Annotated in this window: 16 protein-coding genes; 12 read left to right on the top strand and 4 right to left on the bottom strand. The window is 54.2% G+C overall.

Translation table 11 applies throughout. The features are described 5' to 3' along the window. Positions 1-18 precede the first annotated feature (18 nt). Genes N3G78_01470 through N3G78_01455 form a run of 4 tightly spaced genes read right to left on the bottom strand, consistent with a single transcriptional unit; the run spans position 19 to position 4,089 of the window. Complete coding sequence (locus N3G78_01470) at positions 19-1,206, bottom strand: YgeY family selenium metabolism-linked hydrolase (protein MCX8116585.1); 1,188 nt, start codon at positions 1,204-1,206, stop codon at positions 19-21. Positions 1,207-1,252: 46 nt separating this feature from the next. Beyond that, positions 1,253-2,536, bottom strand: a complete 1,284-nt coding sequence (locus tag N3G78_01465; protein MCX8116584.1) for a TRAP transporter large permease — start codon at positions 2,534-2,536, stop codon at positions 1,253-1,255. 9 nt (positions 2,537-2,545) lie between these two features. Further along, on the bottom strand, positions 2,546-3,034 hold the full coding sequence (locus N3G78_01460) for a TRAP transporter small permease (protein ID MCX8116583.1): 489 nt from the start codon (positions 3,032-3,034) through the stop codon (positions 2,546-2,548). After that, the gene (locus N3G78_01455; protein ID MCX8116582.1) at positions 3,031-4,089 is read right to left on the bottom strand and encodes a DctP family TRAP transporter solute-binding subunit; all 1,059 of its coding nucleotides are present in this window, start codon (positions 4,087-4,089) and stop codon (positions 3,031-3,033) included. Before N3G78_01455 ends, N3G78_01460 begins: the two co-directional genes overlap by 4 nt. A gap of 167 nt (positions 4,090-4,256) precedes the next feature. On the opposite strand from N3G78_01455, the gene argF reads away from it, so the two are divergent. The 12 genes from argF to N3G78_01395 all read left to right on the top strand — a co-directional run bounded on the left by argF (position 4,257) and on the right by N3G78_01395 (position 21,481). Continuing rightward, positions 4,257-5,189: an ornithine carbamoyltransferase gene (gene argF, locus N3G78_01450; GenBank protein MCX8116581.1), complete on the top strand. Its 933-nt coding sequence runs from the start codon at positions 4,257-4,259 to the stop codon at positions 5,187-5,189. A 50-nt stretch (positions 5,190-5,239) separates the two neighbouring features. Then, positions 5,240-5,719, top strand: a complete 480-nt coding sequence (locus N3G78_01445) for a (2Fe-2S)-binding protein (protein MCX8116580.1) — start codon at positions 5,240-5,242, stop codon at positions 5,717-5,719. 5 nt (positions 5,720-5,724) lie between these two features. Continuing rightward, entirely contained in the window at positions 5,725-7,080 is a 1,356-nt protein-coding gene (gene hydA / locus N3G78_01440; protein ID MCX8116579.1) for a dihydropyrimidinase, read from the top strand. 46 nt (positions 7,081-7,126) lie between these two features. Beyond that, positions 7,127-8,056, top strand: a complete 930-nt coding sequence (gene pyrB / locus N3G78_01435; protein ID MCX8116578.1) for an aspartate carbamoyltransferase — start codon at positions 7,127-7,129, stop codon at positions 8,054-8,056. 10 nt (positions 8,057-8,066) lie between these two features. Next, positions 8,067-9,011, top strand: a complete 945-nt coding sequence (gene arcC / locus N3G78_01430) for a carbamate kinase (protein MCX8116577.1) — start codon at positions 8,067-8,069, stop codon at positions 9,009-9,011. Between the two features lie 267 nt (positions 9,012-9,278). Further along, on the top strand, positions 9,279-10,931 hold the full coding sequence (locus tag N3G78_01425) for an ATP-binding protein (protein ID MCX8116576.1): 1,653 nt from the start codon (positions 9,279-9,281) through the stop codon (positions 10,929-10,931). Continuing rightward, entirely contained in the window at positions 10,897-11,268 is a 372-nt protein-coding gene (locus N3G78_01420; GenBank protein ID MCX8116575.1) for a response regulator, read from the top strand. The genes N3G78_01425 and N3G78_01420 overlap by 35 nt, the downstream gene beginning before the upstream one ends. Positions 11,269-11,296: 28 nt before the next feature. Further along, positions 11,297-14,092 (top strand): PAS domain S-box protein, encoded by a 2,796-nt coding sequence (locus N3G78_01415; GenBank protein MCX8116574.1) that lies wholly within the window; start codon positions 11,297-11,299, stop codon positions 14,090-14,092. A 258-nt stretch (positions 14,093-14,350) separates the two neighbouring features. Beyond that, positions 14,351-15,247 carry a sigma-70 family RNA polymerase sigma factor gene (locus N3G78_01410; protein MCX8116573.1) on the top strand — a complete coding sequence of 299 codons (897 nt, stop codon included), beginning with the start codon at positions 14,351-14,353 and terminating at the stop codon, positions 15,245-15,247. Between the two features lie 1,127 nt (positions 15,248-16,374). After that, positions 16,375-18,162 carry a tetratricopeptide repeat protein gene (locus N3G78_01405; protein MCX8116572.1) on the top strand — a complete coding sequence of 596 codons (1,788 nt, stop codon included), beginning with the start codon at positions 16,375-16,377 and terminating at the stop codon, positions 18,160-18,162. A 48-nt stretch (positions 18,163-18,210) separates the two neighbouring features. Continuing rightward, positions 18,211-20,349 (top strand): CHAT domain-containing protein, encoded by a 2,139-nt coding sequence (locus N3G78_01400; protein MCX8116571.1) that lies wholly within the window; start codon positions 18,211-18,213, stop codon positions 20,347-20,349. A 64-nt stretch (positions 20,350-20,413) separates the two neighbouring features. After that, on the top strand, positions 20,414-21,481 hold the full coding sequence (locus tag N3G78_01395; protein MCX8116570.1) for a trypsin-like peptidase domain-containing protein: 1,068 nt from the start codon (positions 20,414-20,416) through the stop codon (positions 21,479-21,481). The last annotated feature ends 30 nt before the right edge of the window (positions 21,482-21,511 follow it).

The raw sequence follows: 21,511 nt of genomic DNA, 5'->3' as shown, positions 1-21,511 counted from the left end.
TGGATTCCTCGCATCGCTTCAGAACTGACAGGCGAAAAGGGCATAGAAGGCCGAGGCCTTGACCAGATCGTCTATCGGGACCTTTTCGTTGGGAGCGTGGGCCAGCGCCTCGTTGCCAGGGCCGTAGCCGATGACCGGGATGCCGTAAAGCCCTTGGATCGTGACGGCATTGGTGGAAAAGGTCCACTTATCCACGATGGGGTCACTATGGAAGAGAGAGACATAGACCTCCTTCGCCTTTTTTAGGGCGGGGTGGTCTTCGGGGAGCATCCAGGTCGGGTAATACTTCTCCATCCCATAGCGCAATCCCGTGTAGGCGATTTCCTCGTAATAGGGGACCCGGACCTCCCCCTCCAGGGGTTGGACGATCTCCCGAATCTCCCGGAGGGCCGATTCTTTCGTCTCTCCCAGGGTCAACCTCCGATCGATGTGGATTTTGGCGTAATCGGCCACCGCGCAGAGGGAGGGGCTTCGGGAGACGAATTCCGTGACGGTGACCGATCCCTTTCCAAGGAAGGGGTCGGTGCTCAACCGGCCGTTGAGGGCTCTGATCTGGAGGCAGGCTTCGGAGGCCATATAGATCGCATTTTTCCCACGCTCCGGTGCTGATCCGTGGGCCGAGATTCCTCGAAAAGTGACCTCCATCTCCATCCGGCCTCTGTGACCTCTGTGGATCTTTCCGTCGGTGGGTTCGGTGCAGATGACCAGGTCCGGCCGGATCCCCTCTTTCTCGATGAGGTACTTCCAACAGAGACCGTCACAATCCTCCTCGATCACACTCCCCACAAAATAGAGCGTGACCTCATTCCCCTGCAGTCCGATCTCCTTGAGGATCTTCGCGGTGGTGAGGAAGCTCGCCGCCCCCCCTTTCTGGTCCACCGTCCCCCTTCCGCAGACAAAACCTCCCTCGATCTTGCCCGAAAAGGGATCAAAATCCCAGTTCTCTACATTCCCCGCATCGACCGTGTCCATGTGGGCGTCAAGGGCAAGAACCCTCTTCCCATCTCCAAGACGGCCGATCACATTTCCCAGGCCGTCGATCCTCAGCTCGTCTAAATTCAAAGGCTCCATCAGACGGAGAAGCTCCTTCTGAACCGCCTCTTCCTTCGTGCTGAGGGATTTGATTCGGACCAGCCTTGAAAGGTTCTGGGCCGTTTCCTCACGATAGTCCCAGGCGAGACGAAGGATCCGATCGACCAGGTTCACGGAAAGATTCTACCTCGCTTTCCAGCCGATCCTCTCGGCCTTTCGGTTAGGCATACCCGAGGAGTTTCGGGATCGCCAAGGGGATCTCCGGGACGAAGGTGATGATGAACAGGGCCAAAAATTCCATCACGATAAAAGGCCAGATGGCTTTTGAAAGTTGCTCCAGGCTCAATTTGGTGATCCCGCAGGCCACAAAGAGGCATGCCCCCACCGGTGGGGTCGTCAGGGCGATGTTGAGGGAGAAGACCATGATGATCCCGAAGTGGAGGGGATGGACGCCGTGGCTCACCGCAAGGGGATGGAGGATGGGGCCGAGGATGATCAGGGCGGCCGCGATGTCCATGAAACAGCCGACGATGGCCATGAGGAGGAGGATCATGAGGAGGATGACGGTCTTGTCGTCGCTGATCGAGACCATGGCCTTGGCCACCGCCTCCGGGATCTTCTCCGAGGCCAGAATCCATCCGCAGATGTTGGCCGTGCCGATGATCAAGAAGACCACGCCTGTGGTCATCGCGGTCTTATAGAAGAGTTCTGGAAAATCCTTGAGTTTGAGGGTTTTGAGGACGAACAGGCCGATGACCGCCGCATATCCGACGGCAACGGCAGCGGCCTCCGTAGGGGTGAAGATCCCCGAGAGAATGCCGCCCAGGATGATGACCGGCATCATAAGAGGGATGAGGGCCTCCCGGGTCGACCGGACCAGATCCCGGAAAGAGCTTCGAGGTTTTTTGGGATAATTTCTCTTGGCCGCGAAATAGGAGGCCATGAGCATCAACAGGAAGGCGAGGAGGAGGCCGGTCAGGATCCCCGTGGCGAAAAGCCCAGCAATCGACACGTTCATCAACGATCCGTAGATGACCATCATATTGCTGGGAGGGATCGTGGGGCCGATGATGGAAGACGAGGCGGTGACGGCGGCGCTGTAATCGCGGTCATAGCCATCCTTTTCCATGGCCGGGATGAGCATGGTCCCGATGGCCGCCGTATCGGAGACGGCCGCACCAGTCAGCCCTGCAAAGAAGACGCTGGCCACGATGTTGGCGTGGGCAAGCCCTCCTCTCAGATGGCCCACCAGGGCGTTGGCAAATTGAACGAGGCGATGGGTGATCCCCGCCTTGTTCATCATCTCTCCGGCAAGGATGAAGAAGGGCATGGCCATCAGGGTGAACATGTCCAGGCCGGCGAAGAAGCGCTGGGGGACCATGTTGAAAAGAACGGGGACGTCCATCTTCAGGAAGACTGCCAGGGCCGAAATCCCCAGGGCAAACCCGATGGGCGTTCCGAGAAGCAGGAGACCTAAAAAGACGGCTCCGATAAACCAGAGCATGGCCTCATCCTAATTCGATGTGTCCTTCGAAGGGGGAAAGAGTTTCAGAAGGGAGAAAACCGTCTGGAGCATAGCCAAGAGGCCTGCGATCGGGACAGCGGCCAAAGACCAGACCATGGTGATCCCCAAGAGGGGGGCAAATTGATTCCTTCCGTTCAGGGCCATGTGGTAGCCACGTTCGGTCAAGACCCACAGGAAGGCCAGGATGGCGAGGTGGACAAAGACCGCCACGCCCTTTTTAACCTTTTGGGGAAGGGCGTTGACCACCAGATGGATCCCCACATGTTCTCCTTTCATGATCCCCATGCTCACGGCGAGGGAAGCAGCCCAGATCATCAGATAGCGGGCTGCTTCCTCAGTCCAACCGAGAGGGCTTCTAAAGACGTAGCGGAAGAGCACTCCCAGGAGGACAATGATGGTCATCCCCCCGATGGCCATCATGCAGGGGATCGCCGCCACCCTCTCCACGACCCATGAGAGTTTTTCGACGATTCTCATCGGGCCAGGGCCTTGACCTTCTTTTCGGCCACCTCGATCGCCTTTAGGAATTTATCGGCCCAGATCTTTCCCTCCTCTCCCAGTTTTTCCGCGATGATCTTCTGGGCTCCGGCGATGGCCAGTTTCCTGAACTGGGCGAGCTCCTCTGCGGTGGGGGTATAGACCTCCATCCGTTTGGCGATGACCGGCAGGCCTTTATCGGAGGATTCGAGGACCCGGTTGAGACCCCTTCCCGCGATCAGGGCGGTCTGGGCGGCATCGGTGACGATCTCTTTTTCGGCAGGGGTCAACCCCTGATACCACTTGTCATTCATCACCCACACATAAGGGGCATAGAGGTGGTTCGTCAGGGTGATATATTTTTGAACCTCGTAAAATTTGGCCGTGTTGATGATCGGGATCGGGTTCATCTGGCCATCGACCACACCCGTCTGGAGGGCCGTGTAAACCTCCGCCCAGGCGATGGGGGTGGCTGCGCCTCCGAGGGATTCGATGATCCCCATGTGGAGGGGGATGGACATCGTACGGATTTTGAGCCCTTTCATGTCCGCAGGGGTTTTAATGGGACGCTTCGAGTTGGTGATCTGGAAGAACCCGCCTGACTCTCCAAAACCCAGGACTTTAAATCCCGTCTTCTTCCGGATATCCTCGGCCATCTCCTGGCCAAAGGGACCGTCGTAGACCTCGTAGGCGACGGCATAGGAACTGAAGGCAAAGGGAAGGTTGGTGACATCGTAGGCCTTATAGAACTGGGCGATGCCGGTCCCGGAGGCGATGTAACTCTGGATCACCCCCTGCTGGACCTGTTCCATCGATTCCCTTTCTTTCCCGAGGACGCCCGCGGCGTAAATCTCCACCTTAAGGCCCATGTTCGTCCTGGATTCCACCATGTTCTTGAAGACGGCGGCAATCGGCGCGGTGGGATTGTCGAAGGGATCCTGGGGGTTGAGATGGGCCAGCTTCAGGACCTTGGAAGAGGCGATGGCGTCGGCCGAGAATAGAAGAAGGACCGCCAGGACTCCCGAGACGATGAAGCTCAAAGATTTCGATTTCATAAACCTTCCTCCTTGCTCGAGTCTTAAAATTTTTCGAATTATAGAAAAAGCCCCTCCCCCTGTCAATAGACGCTTTCATTCTTCTTTGACAAAGGGGTCCAGTTCTGATATTAAAGAGCGTGTCACCCATTGAATTTAAAAAAAGCAGGTGAAGGAGGAATTAATCAATGGCTGTGCAGATGAAGGGCCGATCGCTGGCCACGCTCAATGACCTGACCCGGGAGGAGCTCGAGCAGATCCTCAAGACCTCTGAGTTGTTGAAGCTTCAACTTCTCCGGGGGCAAGAACATCCCTTGTTGAAGGGAAAGACCCTTGCGATGATCTTCGAAAAGCCCTCCACCCGGACCCGGGTCTCCTTCGAGGTGGGGATGTGGCAGTTGGGAGGTTATGCCCTCTACTTGAGCGCAAACGATTTGCAGTTGGGGAGGGGAGAAACGATCGGGGATACCGCGAGGACCCTTTCCCGCTATGTCAACGGGATCATGGCCAGGGTCTTCGCCCACCAGACGATCCTCGACCTCATCCGCTATGCCACGGTCCCGGTGATCAACGGGCTTTCCGATTTTTCCCACCCCTGTCAGGGCCTGGCCGACCTCTTCACCGTTTACGAGAAGAAAGGCAGGTTCGAGGGGTTGAGGTTGGCCTACGTGGGAGATGGCAACAACGTCGCCCACTCCCTCATCGAAGGGTGTTCGAAGGTGGGGATGAATATCGTCCTCGCCTGTCCCAAAGGGTACGAACCCGATCCGGAGGTCGTGGCCGAGGGAAGGAGGGTCGCCAGGAGGAACGGCTCCGACGTGGTCGTGACCCAGGATCCTCACGAGGCGGTCCGGGGAGCCGATGTGGTCTATACCGATGTCTGGGCGAGCATGGGCAAGGAGAAGGAGCAGGCAGAGAGGGTGAAAATCCTCAAACCTTATCAGGTCAACTCCGACCTGGTGAAGGGAGCCAAAGAAGATTACATCTTCATGCACTGCCTTCCGGCCCATCGGGGAGAGGAGGTGACCAACGAGGTCGCCGATTCTCCCCATAGCGTCATCTTCGATCAGGCGGAGAACCGGTTGCACACCCAGAAGGCCCTCATGGCCTTGGTGATGTAAGTCTCCCCAGGGAAGCCCAACTCTTCTTGATGACCGCGAGGAGGTCCACCTTGAAGAGACAGATCACCCTGACCGTCAACGGCGTCAAAAGGGAGCTTCTGGTCGCTCCCCATGAACTCCTGTTGAATGTCCTGCGGGAACGATTGGGGTTGACCGGAGCCAAGTATGGATGCGGGATCGGGGAGTGCGGTTCCTGCACCGTTCTCCTGGACGGAGAGCCCATCCTTTCCTGTCTGACCCTTGCGGTGGCGGTCGATGGAGGTGAGGTCGTCACCATCGAAGGCCTTGCTGGATCGGACGGAAGGCTCCATCCGATCCAGGAGACCTTTTTGGAGCACGGAGCGGTCCAGTGTGGGTTCTGCACCCCCGGGATGATCCTGATGGCCAAGAACCTCCTCGATCAGAATCCCCATCCGAGCGAGGAGGAGATCCGGCACCATCTCAGGGGAAATCTCTGCCGTTGTACGGGTTACACCCAGATCGTCCAGGCGATAAAAGCGGCCTCTGACCTTAGAGGGGAAGGGAGGTGACGGAGATGGGAAACCAATACGACCTTCTGATCCAGAAGGGGACGGTGGTGACAGGGATGGGCCTCCGGAAGGCCGATGTGGCCATCACTGGAGAAAAGATCGTCAAGGTCGAGCCCGGATTGAAGAGAGAGGAGGCCCGAAAGGTCATCGACGCCTCCGAAAAGTATGTGCTGCCCGGGGTGATCGATGTCCACGTCCATCCCGTCTACGAAGATGATATGGGAGGGGCCTCCTTTTCTGCGGCCCACGGCGGCGTGACGACCCTCATCCATTTCGCCTATGCCAAGCCCGGGATGAAACTGATCGATACGATCAGGCAGTATCAGGAAGAGGGGGCTCAAAAGTCCTATCTCGACTTTGCCATCCACGGGACGCTCTTCGACCCCGCCACCCAGATCGAAGAGATCCCCAAGGCCTTCGAGTTAGGGGTGACCTCCTTCAAGATGTTCATGGCCTATGCCAAGCTGAAGTGGATGACCGACGATTACCATCTGGCCAAGGCCATGGACGTGATCGCTGAATGCGGTGGCCTGGCCATGGTCCACGCTGAAAACGGACTGGTGACCGACTATTTCGAGGATCGTTCCCTTGCGAGGGGGGAGGATCAGAAGAAGGTCTTTCTCAAGACGAGGCCCGATTACCTCGAGGCCGAGGCCATCTTCAGGGCCATCTCGATCGCCGCGGTCACCCGCTGTCCTCTTTACATCGTCCATCTGAGCACGGGGAGAGGGGTTGCGCCTATCAGGCAGGCCAAGGCCGAGGGTCAATGCGTCTACGTGGAGACGTGTCCCCAGTATTTGACCCTGACGGACCGGACGCTCCAGAAGCTGGGGCCTCTTGCCAAGATCGGCCCCCCTTTGCGGACCGAAAAGGATCGCCTCGCCCTCTGGGAGGCGATTAAGAAGGGGATCATCGATACCATCGCAAGCGACCATGCGCCCAAGGCGAAGAGGATCGACGATCCCTTCTTCGAATCACCTTACGGCTCGCCCCAGACCGAGACGATGCTCACGGTCGTCTACGACGAGGGAGTGAACCGGAAGAGGCTTAAGCTTCAACAGCTCGTAAGGCTCTTCTCTGAAAACCCTGCCCAGATCTTCGGCCTCTATCCCCGAAAGGGTGTGATCCAGAAGGGAGCCGATGCCGATCTCGTCGTGTTCGACCCCAATGCCATTCATACGATCCGGAAGGAGAATCAGCACTCCCAGGCGCCCTACACCCTTTACGAAGGTCGAAGGTGCAGGGGGAAGCCCGTTGTTGTGATCCAGAGGGGAAGGATTCTCATCGAGGATGGAGAAATGAGAGGAAAGCCAGGAGAGGGCAGGTTCCTGAAAACGAGGATAACGAGGGTGAAGCTGTGAGATCGTTGTCAATATTTCGGACCATGGGTTCATGAAGGAGGCCGCCATGTCAACTCTTCGGGGAAAGGATATCCTCCACGGGAATCAATTTTCGAAGAAGGAGATCGAGGCGATTCTCAAAGTGGCTTCGGAATTCGAGAAGGAGCTTAAAAAGAGAGGATCCATCCCGCTGTTAAAGGGGAAGATTTTGGCGACCCTCTTCTTCGAGCCGAGCACCCGCACCCGCCTCTCCTTCGAGACGGCGATGCAGCGCCTCGGAGGCGGGGTGATCGGCATGGGCTCGGTCGAAAGCTCCTCGGTGGCCAAAGGGGAGACGCTCGTCGACACGGTCCGGACCGTCTCTCAGTATGCGGACGTGATCGTCCTTCGACATCCCCGTCTCGGTTCGGCCAAGGAGGCGGCCGATGCGACCGACGTCCCGATCATCAACGCGGGGGACGGCGCGGGCCAGCACCCGACTCAGGCCCTCCTCGACGTCTACACCATCAAGAAAGAAGTCGGGACCCTTAAAAATCTGACGATATCGCTGGTCGGAGATCTCAAATACGGAAGGACGGTCCACGCCCTGGTGGAGGTCCTCTCCCTCTTCGGTGCGAAGCTCTACTTCGTCTCCCCTGAATCCCTCCGGATGCCCGAGGAGATCACCTCGAATTTGAAGGGAAGGGGCGTGGATATCGTCGAAACCGGAGATCTTTTCGAGGCGGCAAGGGCAAGCCATCTCCTCTATATGACCCGCATCCAGAAGGAGAGGTTCACCGAGCTTTCCGAATACGAGAAGGTAAAGGGAAGCTTCGTCATCGACCGGGCCTTTCTCGATCGGTTGAAGAAGAAGATCACGATCCTCCACCCCCTGCCCAGGGTCGATGAGATCCATCCCGAGGTGGACGCCCATCCCGGAGCCGCCTACTTCCGGCAGGTGAGAAATGGCGTCTTTGTGAGGATGGCCCTCCTGGCCATGATCTTCGGGAAGAGGTGATAATCCCGCCATGAAATCCGGCCTTGCCGTTCTCGCCATCGGCGGAAACTCCCTGATCAAGGATAAAGACCACATCGCCCTCTCCTCTCAATACGAGGCGATCCAAGAGACCACCAAATACATCGCGGAGTTGATTGCCGAAGGCATGAACCTGGTCCTCACCCACGGAAACGGGCCTCAGGTGGGGTTCATCTACCGCCGGGGAGAACTGGCAAGGCACGAGCTTCCTCTCATCCCCCTCGACATCTGCGGCGCCGATACCCAGGGGGCCATCGGCTACATGATCCAGATGGCCCTTTTGAACGACTTCAGGAGGATGGGCATCGACAAGAAGGTGGTGGCGGTCGTCACCAAGACGGTCGTCGATCGAGACGACCCCTCCTTTAAAAACCCGACCAAACCGATCGGCTCCTTCATGAGCGAGGAGGAGGCCCTCAAGCACCAGCAGGAGTCCGGATGGAAGGTGATGGAGGATGCGGGAAGGGGGTTCAGGCGCGTCGTCCCGTCCCCTTTTCCGAAGGAGATCATCGAGCTGGACGTGATTAAACTGCTCGTCGAAAGCGGCTACGTGGTCATCGCCGCAGGGGGTGGAGGCATTCCGGTCATCCGGGACGAGCAGGGAGACCTTCACGGCGTCGAGGCGGTCATCGATAAGGACTTTGGCTCTTCTCTCCTGGCAAGGAACCTCGGCGCAGAGACCTTCGTCATCTCGACGGCCGTCGATGCCGTCTACCTTAACTTCGGAAAGGAAAATCAAAAGCCCATTCGAAGGGCCACCCTCTCCGAAGTGAAAGAATACTTGAAAGAGGGCCATTTCAAACCCGGCTCGATGCTTCCGAAGATCGAGGCCATCATTCAGTTCCTCGAAGGTGGCGGAAAGAGGGCCATCATCACCTCCCCCGAAAACCTCCTCAAGGCCCTTCGCGGAGAATCGGGCACCACCTTTTTCAATTGACATCCCCGAAGCCGTGAGTATAATGGAAAGGGGATAGACAAGGAGAACCGAGAGGATACCTTTTAGGTCCCCTAAGAGGGGGCTCTTCAACGTCATTCTCTTCCCAAGGGTTGAAATGGCCTCCGTCTGGGTGGGGACGGGGAGCTTTTGAATTCCTCTCCTTTGCTTTTCTAACCTGGAGAAATGAATAGGTCATCGACGATGGGTCAGTCGGGGGGGCGTTCATCCCAGATTCGATTTTTATCCCTCCTTGTCTTTTTCTTTCTAATGTTGTTCTATCTCTCACCCTCGACCAGTTACGCACGGGACCGACGGACCCTTGTGGTCGGCATATATGAGAACCCACCCAAAGTCTTCCTCTCAGGAACCGGCAAACCGGCGGGCATCTTCGTCGATATCATCGAACACATTGCCAAGAGTGAGGGGTGGAAGGTGAGGTATGTCCCGGGCACCTGGGCAGAGGGGCTGGCCCGGCTGGCCAGGGGGGAGATCGATCTGATGCCCGATGTGGCCTATTCTTCGGAGCGGGAGAAGTTATATTCCTTCCACAAGGTTCCCGTCCTTTCCTCCTGGTTTCAGGTCTATGCCCCAAAAGATAGCGGCATTAGGTCCATCGTCGATCTGGATGGGAGGAAGGTGGCGGTCCTTGAAGGCTCGATTCAACACGATGCCTTTAAAGGGCTCATAGAGAGTTTCGGATTTTCCGTCATCCTGATGACCTTCCCCGATTACAAGACTCTCTTTCAGAAGGTCAAAGAGGGAAAGGCCGATGCCGCTGTCTCCCACCGGTTTCATGCCCACCGGTACGCAAGGTCCTTCGGGCTCGAGGACACCGCGGTCATCTTTCAACCCACGACCCTCTTTTTTGCCGCCCCCAAAAGGGGATACGACGATCTTTTGGAGACCCTCGACGACTACCTCCTCGCATTGAAGAAGGATCCGAAATCGATCTATTACCAATCTTTGAAACAGTGGGTGGGGGAGGAGGTCCGGTTCAGGATCCCCTCCTGGGTCAAAATGGCCGTTTTAGGGATGGGACTTGTCCTCTTTTTCAGCGTGACAGGGAGCCTCCTTTTAAAACATCAGGTCAATGTCAAAACCCAGGAGCTTCGAAGGGCCAACGAGGAGATGGAGCAGAGGATCGAGAATCGGACGGCGGAACTGGCCGAGGCGATGAAGCGAGCGCAGGAGGCCGACCGCCTCAAATCGGCCTTTTTGGCCACCATGTCCCACGAACTTCGCACCCCTCTCAACTCGATCATCGGTTTTACGGGGATTCTCCTCCAGGGGTTGGCCGGTCCCCTGAACGAAGAACAGCAGAAACAACTGACCATGGTTCAGACCAGTGCCCGCCATCTCTTGGCCCTGATCAACGATATTCTGGACATCTCAAAGATCGAGGCCGGCCAGTTGACCCTCTCCTCGTCGACCTTCGATCTGAAAAACTCCCTGGAGAAGATCGTGAACATGGTCGCACCGCTGGCGGAGAAGAAGGGACTGAGGCTCACCCTCGAGGTTTCAGATGAGGTCGGGGCCCTCAAGACCGACCAACGCCGTTTTGAACAGGTTCTTCTCAATTTACTCAACAATGCGGTGAAATTTACCGAGAAGGGAGAGGTAAAGGTGTCTTGCTTGCGGGATGGGGATGGGTATCTTGTGTCGGTTCGGGACACGGGGATCGGGATGCGCCCCGAGGAGATGGAGCATATCTTCGAGCCTTTCCGCCAGATCGATACCGGATTGACGAGGAAGTACGAAGGCACAGGCCTCGGTCTCTCCATCTCAAAAAGATTGGTTGAAATAATGGGAGGGTCCATTCAGGTCGCAAGTCAGTTCGGTCAGGGTAGCACCTTCACGGTTCGGCTTCCCAAGTCAGGAGGAAGGGATGAACAAAGCGCTCCTCGTCATCGAGGACAATGAACAGAACCTCTATCTGATGCGTTTTCTACTGGAGAAGAGCGGCTTCGAGGTGATCGAAGCCAGAGAGGGACGGACGGGGATTGAGTTGGCCTTGAAACATCGACCCGCGGCCATCCTCCTTGACATCCAACTTCCGGAGATGGATGGGTATCGGGTCGCTGCGGAATTGAAGACCTATGATACCTTAAGAGCAATTCCCATCATTGCGGTTACTTCTTACGCCATGCCAGGGGATCGGGAGAGGATCCTTGCGGCGGGGGCGGACGGTTATATCGAGAAGCCCATCGACCCTGATACCTTCGTGGAAGAGGTCAAGAGATATCTGACCCCAAGGTGAGGGAAAAGGGTTGGCCCAGGAGATGACCATGAGAAAGATTCTGATCGTCGATGACAAGGAGGAGAGCCGGTACCTTCTCGAAGTCCTTCTCAAGGGGAACGGATACGAAGTGAGGACGGCTTCGAATGGGGAAGAGGCCCCTGAAGTGCTCAAACAGGAAGAGATTCACCTGGTCATCAGCGACATCCTCATGCCCGTCATGGACGGTTTTGAACTCTGCCGCCGGATGAGGGGAGAGGAGGCGCTCAGGGATATCCCCTTCGTCGTCTATACGGCCACCTACACCGGTCCGGAAGACGAGGCCTTTGCCCTGAAGATCGGGGCCGATCGCTTCATCCAAAAGCCCTGCGAGCCGGAGGTCCTTCTGCCCATCCTCGAGGAGGCGATGTCGAAACCCCAATCAAGAGGGACTGTTTCAACCAAAGACGAGGAGAAAGAGGCCTATCAAGTCTACAGTGAACGGTTGGTTCGAAAGCTCGAACAGAAGGCGAGGGAGCTCGAGGAAGAGGTTCGAAAACGAAAGGAAGCGGAGGAGAGGGCAAAGGCCTCGGCTGATCATTGGAGGGCCACCTTCGATGCGATCCTCGATCCCACAGCCCTTTTTGGGATCGACGGGACGGTCAGGGAATGTAACCGGGCCTTTTCCGATTTCTTAGGAAGAGGTTCGGATGAGTTAATCGGGGAAAGGTGCTATCGCCTAATTCACAAGACGGAAGATTACATGAAAGGTTGTCCCCTTCTCCTCTCTCTCCGGAGCGGGCTTCAAGAGACGTTGGAGATGTCCGTAGACCATAAGACTTTCCTGGTGGTCGTCGATCCGGTGAAGGACCCGGATGGAAAGATTACAGGCTTCGTCCATGTGATGCGGGACGTCACGGAGCTGAAAAAGAAGGAGGAGGCCCTGAGGGAGAGCGAAGAGCGGTACCGGAATCTGGTGGAGGGAAGCTTCGACGGGATTTTCATTCAGAAAGGGCCGAAGATCATCTATGTGAACCAACGGCTCTGTGAGATGCTCGGATACGATCGGAGCGAGATGATCGGAATGGACCACTGGCTGGTTTACCATCCCGACGACCAAGGATTGACGAGGGCACGGGCAGAGGCGAGGATGAGGGGAGAGGCGGTCCCGGAGAGATATGAGGTGAAACTGCAGCGGAAAGACGGCTCTTTCTTCCACGGGGAGATCTCGGCTCGGAGGATCGTGATAGGAGAGGAACCGGGTGTCCAGGTTTGGGTCAAAGATATTACCGAGAGAAAGAGATCGGACGAGAGGATAAGATCTTCCGAAGAAAGATACCGGACATTGGTGGAGAGCATCGCGGATGGGATCCTCTTGTTGGATCCAGCGAGGCGGGTGATTTCCTGCAATCGGGCCTTTTCCCACCTTTTCGGTTATGAGCTGGGGGAGATGGAGGGAAAATCGATCCGGATCATCCATGCCTCCGATGAAAGTTATCACGCCTTTGGAAAGATTGCCTATCCGATCGTGAAGGAGAAGGGCTTCTTCCGGGGGGAGTGGAATTTCGTCCGCAAAGATGGGTCGGAGATTCCGATGGAGGTGGCCCTCTCCCCGATCCAGGGCCATGACGGGTCGATCAAGGGGTATGTGAGCGTTTTGAGGGACATTACCGAAAGGAAGCGGGCCGAGCGGGATATGGCCTTGCTTCAGGAACAACTCCGCCAATCCCAGAAGATGGAGGCGATCGGGAGACTGGCGGGGGGGATCGCTCATGACTTCAACAACATCCTGACGGTGATGAAGGGGGTCTGCCAGCTTTCGCTTCTCGATCTCCGGGAGGACGATCCTTTATATGGGAACCTTAAAGAGATCGACCAATCGGTGGAGAGGGCGGCGGATCTCACCCGACAGCTTCTGGCCTTCGGTCGGAAGCAGATCATGGACATGAGGGTTCTGGATTTGAATGGGGTGGTGAAGGGGCTTGAGAAGATGATGAAACGCATTATTGGAGAGGATATCCAGCTGTTGACTTACCTTACTGAAAATGTGGGAAGGGTGAAGGCCGATATCGGCCAGATCGAGCAGGTGATCGTGAATCTGGTGGTCAATGCCCGGGATGCCATGCCCCAAGGCGGGACGCTCACGATCGAGACGGCCAACGTGGATCTGGATGAGGAGTACGCAAAAAGGCACGTAGGAGTTAACCCCGGCCCTTATGTGATGCTTTCGATCAGCGATACGGGGGTGGGGATGACCCCTGAGGTGAAGGAGCGTATTTTTGAGCCTTTTTTTACGACAAAGGAGAGAGGGAAGGGGACGGGGTTGGGGTTGTCGACGGTCTACGGGATCGTGAAGCAGAGCGGAGGGAACATCTGGGTATACAGTGAGCCCGGTCAGGGGACGACCTTTAAGATCTATCTTCCCCGGGTAGATGAGCCTCCTCCGGAGGAGAGGAGAGAAGAGGTTACCAGAGAAATTCCCGTGGGGGGCGAGACGGTTCTGGTGGTGGAGGATGAGGAGGCGGTACGGAAGCTTGCGGTGAGGTTTTTGAAGAAGCTGGGGTATCGTGTCCTGGAGGCGTCGGATGGGGGGGAGGCCCTTCTTTTGTGTGAGAAGCATCCCGATCCGATCCATCTCATCTTGAGCGATGTGGTCTTGCCTGGGATTAACGGTCGCGAGGTGGTAGAGCGTCTTCAGAAGATCCATCCCGAGGCGAGGGCGCTTTTTATGTCGGGTTACACAGACAACGTGATCGTCCATTTTGGAATCTTGGAAGGCGGGGTGGAGTTCCTTCAGAAGCCCTTTACTTTGGAGAAACTTGCCCGAAAGGTGAGGGAGGTGCTGGACAAGGGAGGAAGGGGTTGAAGACCGTTTCGGTGGGTGGAAATTCAGAGGGAAGGACCACCTAAGAAGAGGGCAGGACTTTGCGGTTTTCGGGTCGTGGAAGTTCAATCTGGTTTAAGCCCCTGGGGGCCCTTCACTAAAAATTTGAAATTTCCGGGGATAAATTGTAAATTTCTTAAAAATCGAGAACCTAGCCTATTTCATCCCCAGGGTTTGGGGGTCCAATTTTTATTTACCAATGCGGACATAGCCTCTTGAAAACAATTCTCTCCCTTTTAGATGATTGATTCAAAGAGGGAAAAGAATCCATTAGGTCACCCTGGAAGCCTTTCCGTTGATGAAAAGGCTGCCGAATATCAGAAACTCATAACCGATCATCTCCCCTTTATAGAAAAGCAGTGTCGTCGAGCCTGCGCCCTCTACAAGAAGAGGCTTCCCGATCCTGATGAATCCTCCCGGAGCACCTTGGAAATAGAAAACCGGACCCTTCAGGTCATTTCTTCAGATGAGATAGATCCTGACACCTTGGTCAACCAAGTGATCGATCGGTTGAAAGCGGATCAATATAAGGTGTTTCGAGACTTCCAAGGTCAGGCCAAAATGACGACCTACCTTCAAACCATCATCTCCAATCTCGTGGTCGATCTCGTAAGAAGACAGAGGGGGAGAAATAGGGCCAAGGATCGGGCGAAAACCCTGGGCCCAATTGGAGAGAAACTTTACGAATTGGTTTTCGAGAAGGGATATCCGGCAGAAGAGGCCTATAACTATTTGAAAAAACACCATCATATCGAAACCTCCCTTCACGAGATTGAGGAGATGGTCGAAAGTCTAAAAGGACCCAGGTCCCGCGAAAAATCAACGGTTCCTGATGACGCAAAGCCGTTCGTGACCAAGGAAGATCCTGAAAAGGAATTGATCCGGGAGGAGAGAAAAAAATTGGCCCAGGGGGTCCTTGAGGATCTCCTCTCTTCCATGTCCGATGAGGAGAAGATGATGATCCGAATGAGGTTTCCGGCCTCCGAGGAGGAGAGGCCAATGGAATTAGCTGAGATCGCAAGGCTATTGGGTATTAACGAAAAGGCGGTGGATAGCCGGATCCGGAGAATCTTGATAAAATGCAGAAAAATCATCCTCAAGAAAGGACTAAGCTTAGACGACCTCATCGAAGCATAGAAAAATATACTTTTTGTCCGTCCTATAAGTAAGAGGTGGCATGTTACAGAAATGGTTACTGAGGAAGAAGGAGAATCGGGATAAGAGAAATGCCATGATTGGCAAGGCTATCTCCAGAACCCTCAGGACAGGCTCACCCATTGAACCCTGCCCGCCATCTGAGGAGATCTCGGCTTTTCTGGACGGGAGGTTGAAAGGGGAGCAACGGGAGCGGCTATTGGGCCACCTCACTCGATGCGATCAGTGTTTCAATGTCTTTTCTTTCGCCCATGAAATGATGGAGATGGAAGAAAATGAATCCGAGGGAATGTTAGATTTAAGGAAGAAGAGGTCCATCTCCTTTAAGGTTCCTATCAGGGGTGAGATTCCTTCCCTGGAAAAGGGAAAAAGAAGCTGGTTCTACCCCGCCATGGGAATTGCTGCGGCCGCCGTTTTCATTATAGTCATCGGTTTTTTGGTTCCGATCCTTCGACCCTATACCCCTCCATCCTCCTCCCAGTTCGTGGCCGAGTTGTCGAAGAAAACCGAACCTCAAAGGTTATCCCAGTTCATCCTCCACCGAGGTGGAACAACGTTCGGATTTGGCCCTGGAACCTCACCAGAAAAAGGGGCCTTCAGGATCGGGGCGACCCTTCTCCCCCTGGAGATCGCCTTCGTAGCGGGGGACAGGGAGGGGGCTATCGCCTTGATTCAACGTTTAATTTCAGGCCTCCGTTCCTTTGAAGGGACAGACGAAATCATATCCTTTTATACAGACATTTCGAGGAATATCGAGGGGGGGCTTTCTCCGGAGCAATTCAAGAAGAAAGAAGAGATCCTCGAATCGTTCTTTGAGGATAGGGGGCTTCTCATATTTTTGAGATTCGGAGAGTGGACAGAGGCCGGTAGGGTGGCTTCGCGAGCCCGAAACAGGGATTTTTTTAATGTCAAAGAGGCAAATTACTTTATCGAGCAACTTCCTAAAAGCGGATGGCCCGAGGGTCTTTCGAAAACATTGGAGGAGGTAAAGGTTATCTTATCGAAAAAGGAATTTTCCGAAAAAGATTTCGAGCGCCTCGAAACCGCATTTTTAGAGATCTTAAATTTCATGTGACCGATTTTAACGGACCCAAACCAGAGGAGATCTTATGAAGCTGTTCGGCGTTCTGATCCTCTCTCTTTCCCTTTGGTCGGTCTCGGCCTCTGCCGATAGTCCTAAAGATTTTGCATCCTGGTGGATCAAGAACTACGGAGTGGTCGATGCCACGATGGATCCCCTCGTATCGCGTGCCGAAAAGGTTTTCGAACGAGTATCCGCAGCAGCCGACAAGAAAGGGAACCGCTTTCCGAGATTCCTGATCATCAGGGGGGAAGGGGATCCCTATGCTTTGGTGATCAGGGATGGCACCGTTCTCCTAACCCATGGGGGGCTCAAAACCTGTTATCGGGGAGTGAGTCCTGAAAAAGGAGATTCGAGACTGGCCTTTGTCCTCGGCCATGAGCTCGCCCACCTCGCCAAAGACGATTTCTGGCACAGCTCGGCCTTTGCCGCGGTCAGAGAGTTTGGCGATGATCAAAAGGTCAAAACCGAACTCATGAGGCAGCTCAAATGGGACCCCGCAGATCCAAAGACAAGGGAATTCATTAAAAAACAAGAGCTTCAGGCCGATGCTTATGGGTTGATCTACATGACCATGGCCGGCTATGACCCGAAGGCCATCGTGGAAAAGGACAAGACGAACTTCTTCGAAGACTGGGTGTCCCAGATCACCGGCAAGGTAGCTTATGGGGATACGACCCACCCGGGTCCCCTCGAAAGGGCAGAGTTTCTCAGGGCCCAGCTCTGGTCCGTGGTGGATGCCCTCAACTATTTCCAATTCGGTGTAAGACTCTACCAACTCGGAAGGTTTGCCGATTCCCTGCTCCTTTTAGAGGCTTTTAGGGAGAGATTTCCCAGCCGGGAGGTCTTCAATAACATCGGCCTCTGCCATTACCAGCTTGCCATGAAGGCCCTCTTTTCCTGCGATGAAGCGCTTGTGTTGAGATTCAAGCTTCCGGCAATCCTCGACACGGAGTCCTTGGGAACGAAATTGAGGGCTTCTCAAAAGGAGCCCCTATATTGTTTAAAAAACCGGACATTCCTTAAACATATAGAAGAGGCTACAAGGCACCTCCAGAGGGCCACGGAGATGGATCCGACCTACCTCCCAGCCAAGATCAACCTATCCTCTGTCTGGATCATGTTAGAAGAATATCCGAAAGCCCTGGGGGTCGTGGACGAGGTCCTCAGAGTGGACCCCCATCACCCAGAGGCTATGAGCAACAAAGCCCTCGCCCTCTATCTTTTCGGGAAAGCCAACAACATCGAGACGGCAGACCAAGCCATCGGCATTCTCCAAGAGGTGTTAAAGAAAAACCCCTTATTTACCGATGCGATTTATAATATCGGTTTCATCCTCTCAGACCGGGGAAGGAAGGCGGCCTCGGAGGAGTTCTTTCGCAGATTTTTGAAAAGCGAACCTACGGGAATATATGCCCAGGCAGCGAGACAGCGATTGGGAATCAAGAACGAGCCTCCCAAAACCGCCGAAAAGAGATCCGAGATGAGGCCGCCCATCATGCTGGGCGAGATCAAGGGCGAAAGTGAAAGGCAATTGCGGGGGATGAAACAGAAGCCGTTTTCGGTCGGGCCATTCAGGGGGGTCATATACGAAGGGCCTCACCTCAAAGTCCTGGCCATCGACCATACAATCGAGGTGGTGGAGAAAGAATTGGAAGCCCCTTTGACCTCAAAGGATTTCTTTAAAAACCATGGAGAGCCCCTGCGGAAATTGAAAGGCCTTTTGGGAACAACCCTTATCTACAACAATTTCGGAGTCGATGTTGTCGATGGAAAGATAGAGAAGGTCCTCTATTTTAAGGGAGAGACGATATGATCGTTTCCTGGGGTAAAAGGCGATAGATCTAAGGGGGAATTCGAGAAAATGAGGAAATCTTTTTTTCTTCTTATTGTTATTGGTCTTTTTTCCACGCTTGCATGGGTCCCAGACCTATGGTCGTTCGATGATCCCCTGCCTTTCTTGCAAAAAGGAATCGAACTTTTTTATGAAGGCAAATTCGAAGAGGCAATTCCTTATTTAAAAAAGGGTTTAGAGATTTTTGAGAAGTCCCCCGACAAGAAAGAGCCAGAGATTGGAATGGCCTTAACAATATTAGGAAATCTTTATCGAGCCACGGGTCGGTATACTGAGGCGGAGCCTCTGTTTAAGAGGGCGTTGGAGATCATGGAGAAAATTTTAGGTAAAGAGCACCCTGATATAAGTACGTTGCTTTCTAATCAATCAACTTTATATGCCATAACGGGAAGACATTACGACTGCCACAGCACTATTTTGAGGGCATCAGAAATAGAAGCGAGAAAAAGGGAGGATATATTCACCCTCTTATCGGACAGACAAAAATTGAATTACATCGAACGGTCAAGAGAAATGATCGATTTTTTCCTAATGCATACCGCAAGGTTTCTCTCCGGGGAGAGCCCACCTGTCCTCAATAGCTTCAATGCCTGGCTCAGGTGGAAGGGTGCCGTCATGGAGACCCAGGGCAGGTATATGGAGGCGCTCATCCATTCTGAAAAGCCTGAACTAAAAAGAAAATTCGAAGAGCTCATATCGGTAAGGCGGGAGGTAGCAAAGCTTAACTTTTCAAGGCCCGAAAAGGTCGATTACAGAGTATACCTCCAAAGACTCGGAGAACTCGAAAATAGAAAAGAGGCGCTGGAAAAAGAGTTGAGCCGTATGAGCAAGGAGTTCTCCCTCGAGAAGAGGGTGGGGAAGGCAGATGCCGAAAAACTTTCAGAATTGCTACTCAAACAGGGAAACAATCCTGCCTATTTGGATTTCGCAAGGATAGAGACATACGAATTGAAAGAATTGAAACGAATTGGGACAAGATATCTTGTCTTTCTTCTCATACCCGGGAGAGGGCCCGTGGTGAGGTTAATCGATTTGTGCGAAGCAGAGGAGGTAGAGAAGCATATATTGGCCTATCATGAGGAGTTGAGGTGGGCCAAAGAGTATGGGGAAGTGCCCAGGGAGAGGGTTTTAAGAGCCGAGGCCAGGAAGCTTTACGAGATTCTACTAAAACCCCTGAAACCCTTCCTCGAAGGGAGGAGGCATCTCTATATCAGCCCGGATGGGAGTCTCAATCTCATACCCTTTGAGGTCCTTGTGACATCCGAGGGAAGATACCTGATGGAGGAGTATGAGATTACCTATGTTTCGGCAGGACGGGACATCGTGAGGTTCACCGAAACCGAAGTGGCAAAGGAGGAAGCCCTTATATTAGCAGATCCCGATTATGACATGGGGTTGAGGGAGAAGGTCGAGGTGGCGAAGTCATTGGGAGTGGTAGAAACGAGGAGCCCTGCCCCGATATCGAGGGATGCCAAGGGGTTGAGATTCAACCGGCTTCCTGATACAAAAAAGGAGGCCGATACGATCGAGAAGATATTGCGGGAGGGTCCGAAGGTAAAGGTCAGGAACTATCAGGATAAGCAGGCCATCGAGGATGTGCTGTTTAGCGTGAAAAGTCCAAGGATTCTTCATTTGGCTACCCATGGTTACTTTTTGAAGGATGAAGAAGTGAGAAGATCTCTTCTCACAATAGAAACGATATCGCTCGAGAGAGCAATGTTTGTGGATATACTACGGGAGAACCCGATGGTTCGCTCTGGGATCGTGCTCGCAGGGGCCAATGCTTCCCTAAAAGAGGGGAGAGACGATGGGGTAGTCAGTGCCGAAAAGATCTTGGGGCTTAGGCTTAGAGGAACGGACCTTGTAGTTTTGTCCGCCTGCGATACGGGTTTGGGGGAGGTGAGGAATGGGGAGGGGGTATTTGGGTTGAAGAGGGCCTTTATATTATCGGGGGCGAAGACGGTTGTGATGAGTTTATGGAGCGTTCCGAGTCAGGAGACGACGGAATTGATGATCGACTTTTACCGCTCGATGGCCAAGGGGAAGAAGAAATCGGAGGCCTTAAAAGAAGCCAGAATGAATCTGATGAAGAAGAAACCCAACCCCTTTTACTGGGGGGCCTTCATCCTGGTAGGAAGCCCAAACTGACGGGGCCGGCCTTGACAGGCCAGACCCACCAGGGGAGAAGCGATTCCTGAATCGAAGGGCCGAGATGAGGCATTGCGAGAAGATTTTAATAAGCATCTTGATCCTCTTCCTCCTTTCTGGTCTTTCTCACGCCAATAGGCATCCTCAGGTCGAAATGGTGAAAAGGGTGATGCCGGCTGTCGTTGGAATCGGAATCGAGAAAAATAATTATATCAGCTACCGCTTTTCGGGTTCCGATTTCATGGAAGAATTTAGAAAATTCTACCAGAGGGAAGAGAGGGAGTTCAAAGAAAAGGGCAAACCCCAGTGGGATCGGGAGAAGGAGAGGATTGCCCCGGAGGATATCCGGGGGATCGGTTCAGGATTCATCATCGATCCCCAAGGGAAGGTGGTCACGAATTACCATGTCATCGAGGGACAGAGGCGGATATTCGTCATGACCCATGATGGCAAGGTCTTTAAAGCCAGGGTCATCCGGGAAGCCCCAGAGGATGACCTTGCCCTTCTCGAAATCGAAGCCTCTTTGAGACAATTCCCCTTCCTCAAGCTCGGCGATTCCGACGCCGTGGAAGTGGCGGAACCTGTCATCGCCATCGGAAACCCCTTCGGTCTCTCCTTCACCGTCACCAGCGGAATTGTAAGTGCGGTGGGAAGAACGACCCCCGACGGAAAAGAGGGCCTGATTCAAACCGACGCGGCGGTCAATCCTGGAAATAGCGGAGGGCCCCTGCTCAACCTCCAGGGAGAAGTCATCGGGATAAATACGATGATCTACGCTTCAAAGGGTGGGGGGTTCATGGGGGTTGCCTTCGCCATCCCCGTAAACAAGGCCAAAACCCTGCTTGCTTCAGACAAAGAGGGGCGGAGCCGGGCCTACCTGGGGGTAAGGGTCTCAACCACCGAACAGGGTTTGGTCAAGATAGAATCTATCGAGGCTGGGAGTCCCGCCTTCAAGGCGGGCCTGAAAGAGGGAGAAATCATTTTGTCCGTCAATAATAAAGAGATGAGATCGGCCAACGATCTGGTAAAATATATCCAGAACAAAAAACCTGGAGATAAGATCGTTCTTAAAATAAAACGAAAAGGGGCCGTGGAGCAGGTGACCGTGACACTGGAGGAAAGAAGGGATTGAGAATCCCAGAAGGAAGAAAGGAGGGGGTAT

This window comes from Thermodesulfobacteriota bacterium (assembly GCA_026415035.1).
GTDB lineage: Bacteria > Desulfobacterota > BSN033 > BSN033 > UBA1163 > RBG-16-49-23.
This window is presented reverse-complemented; position numbering and strand designations above follow the sequence as displayed.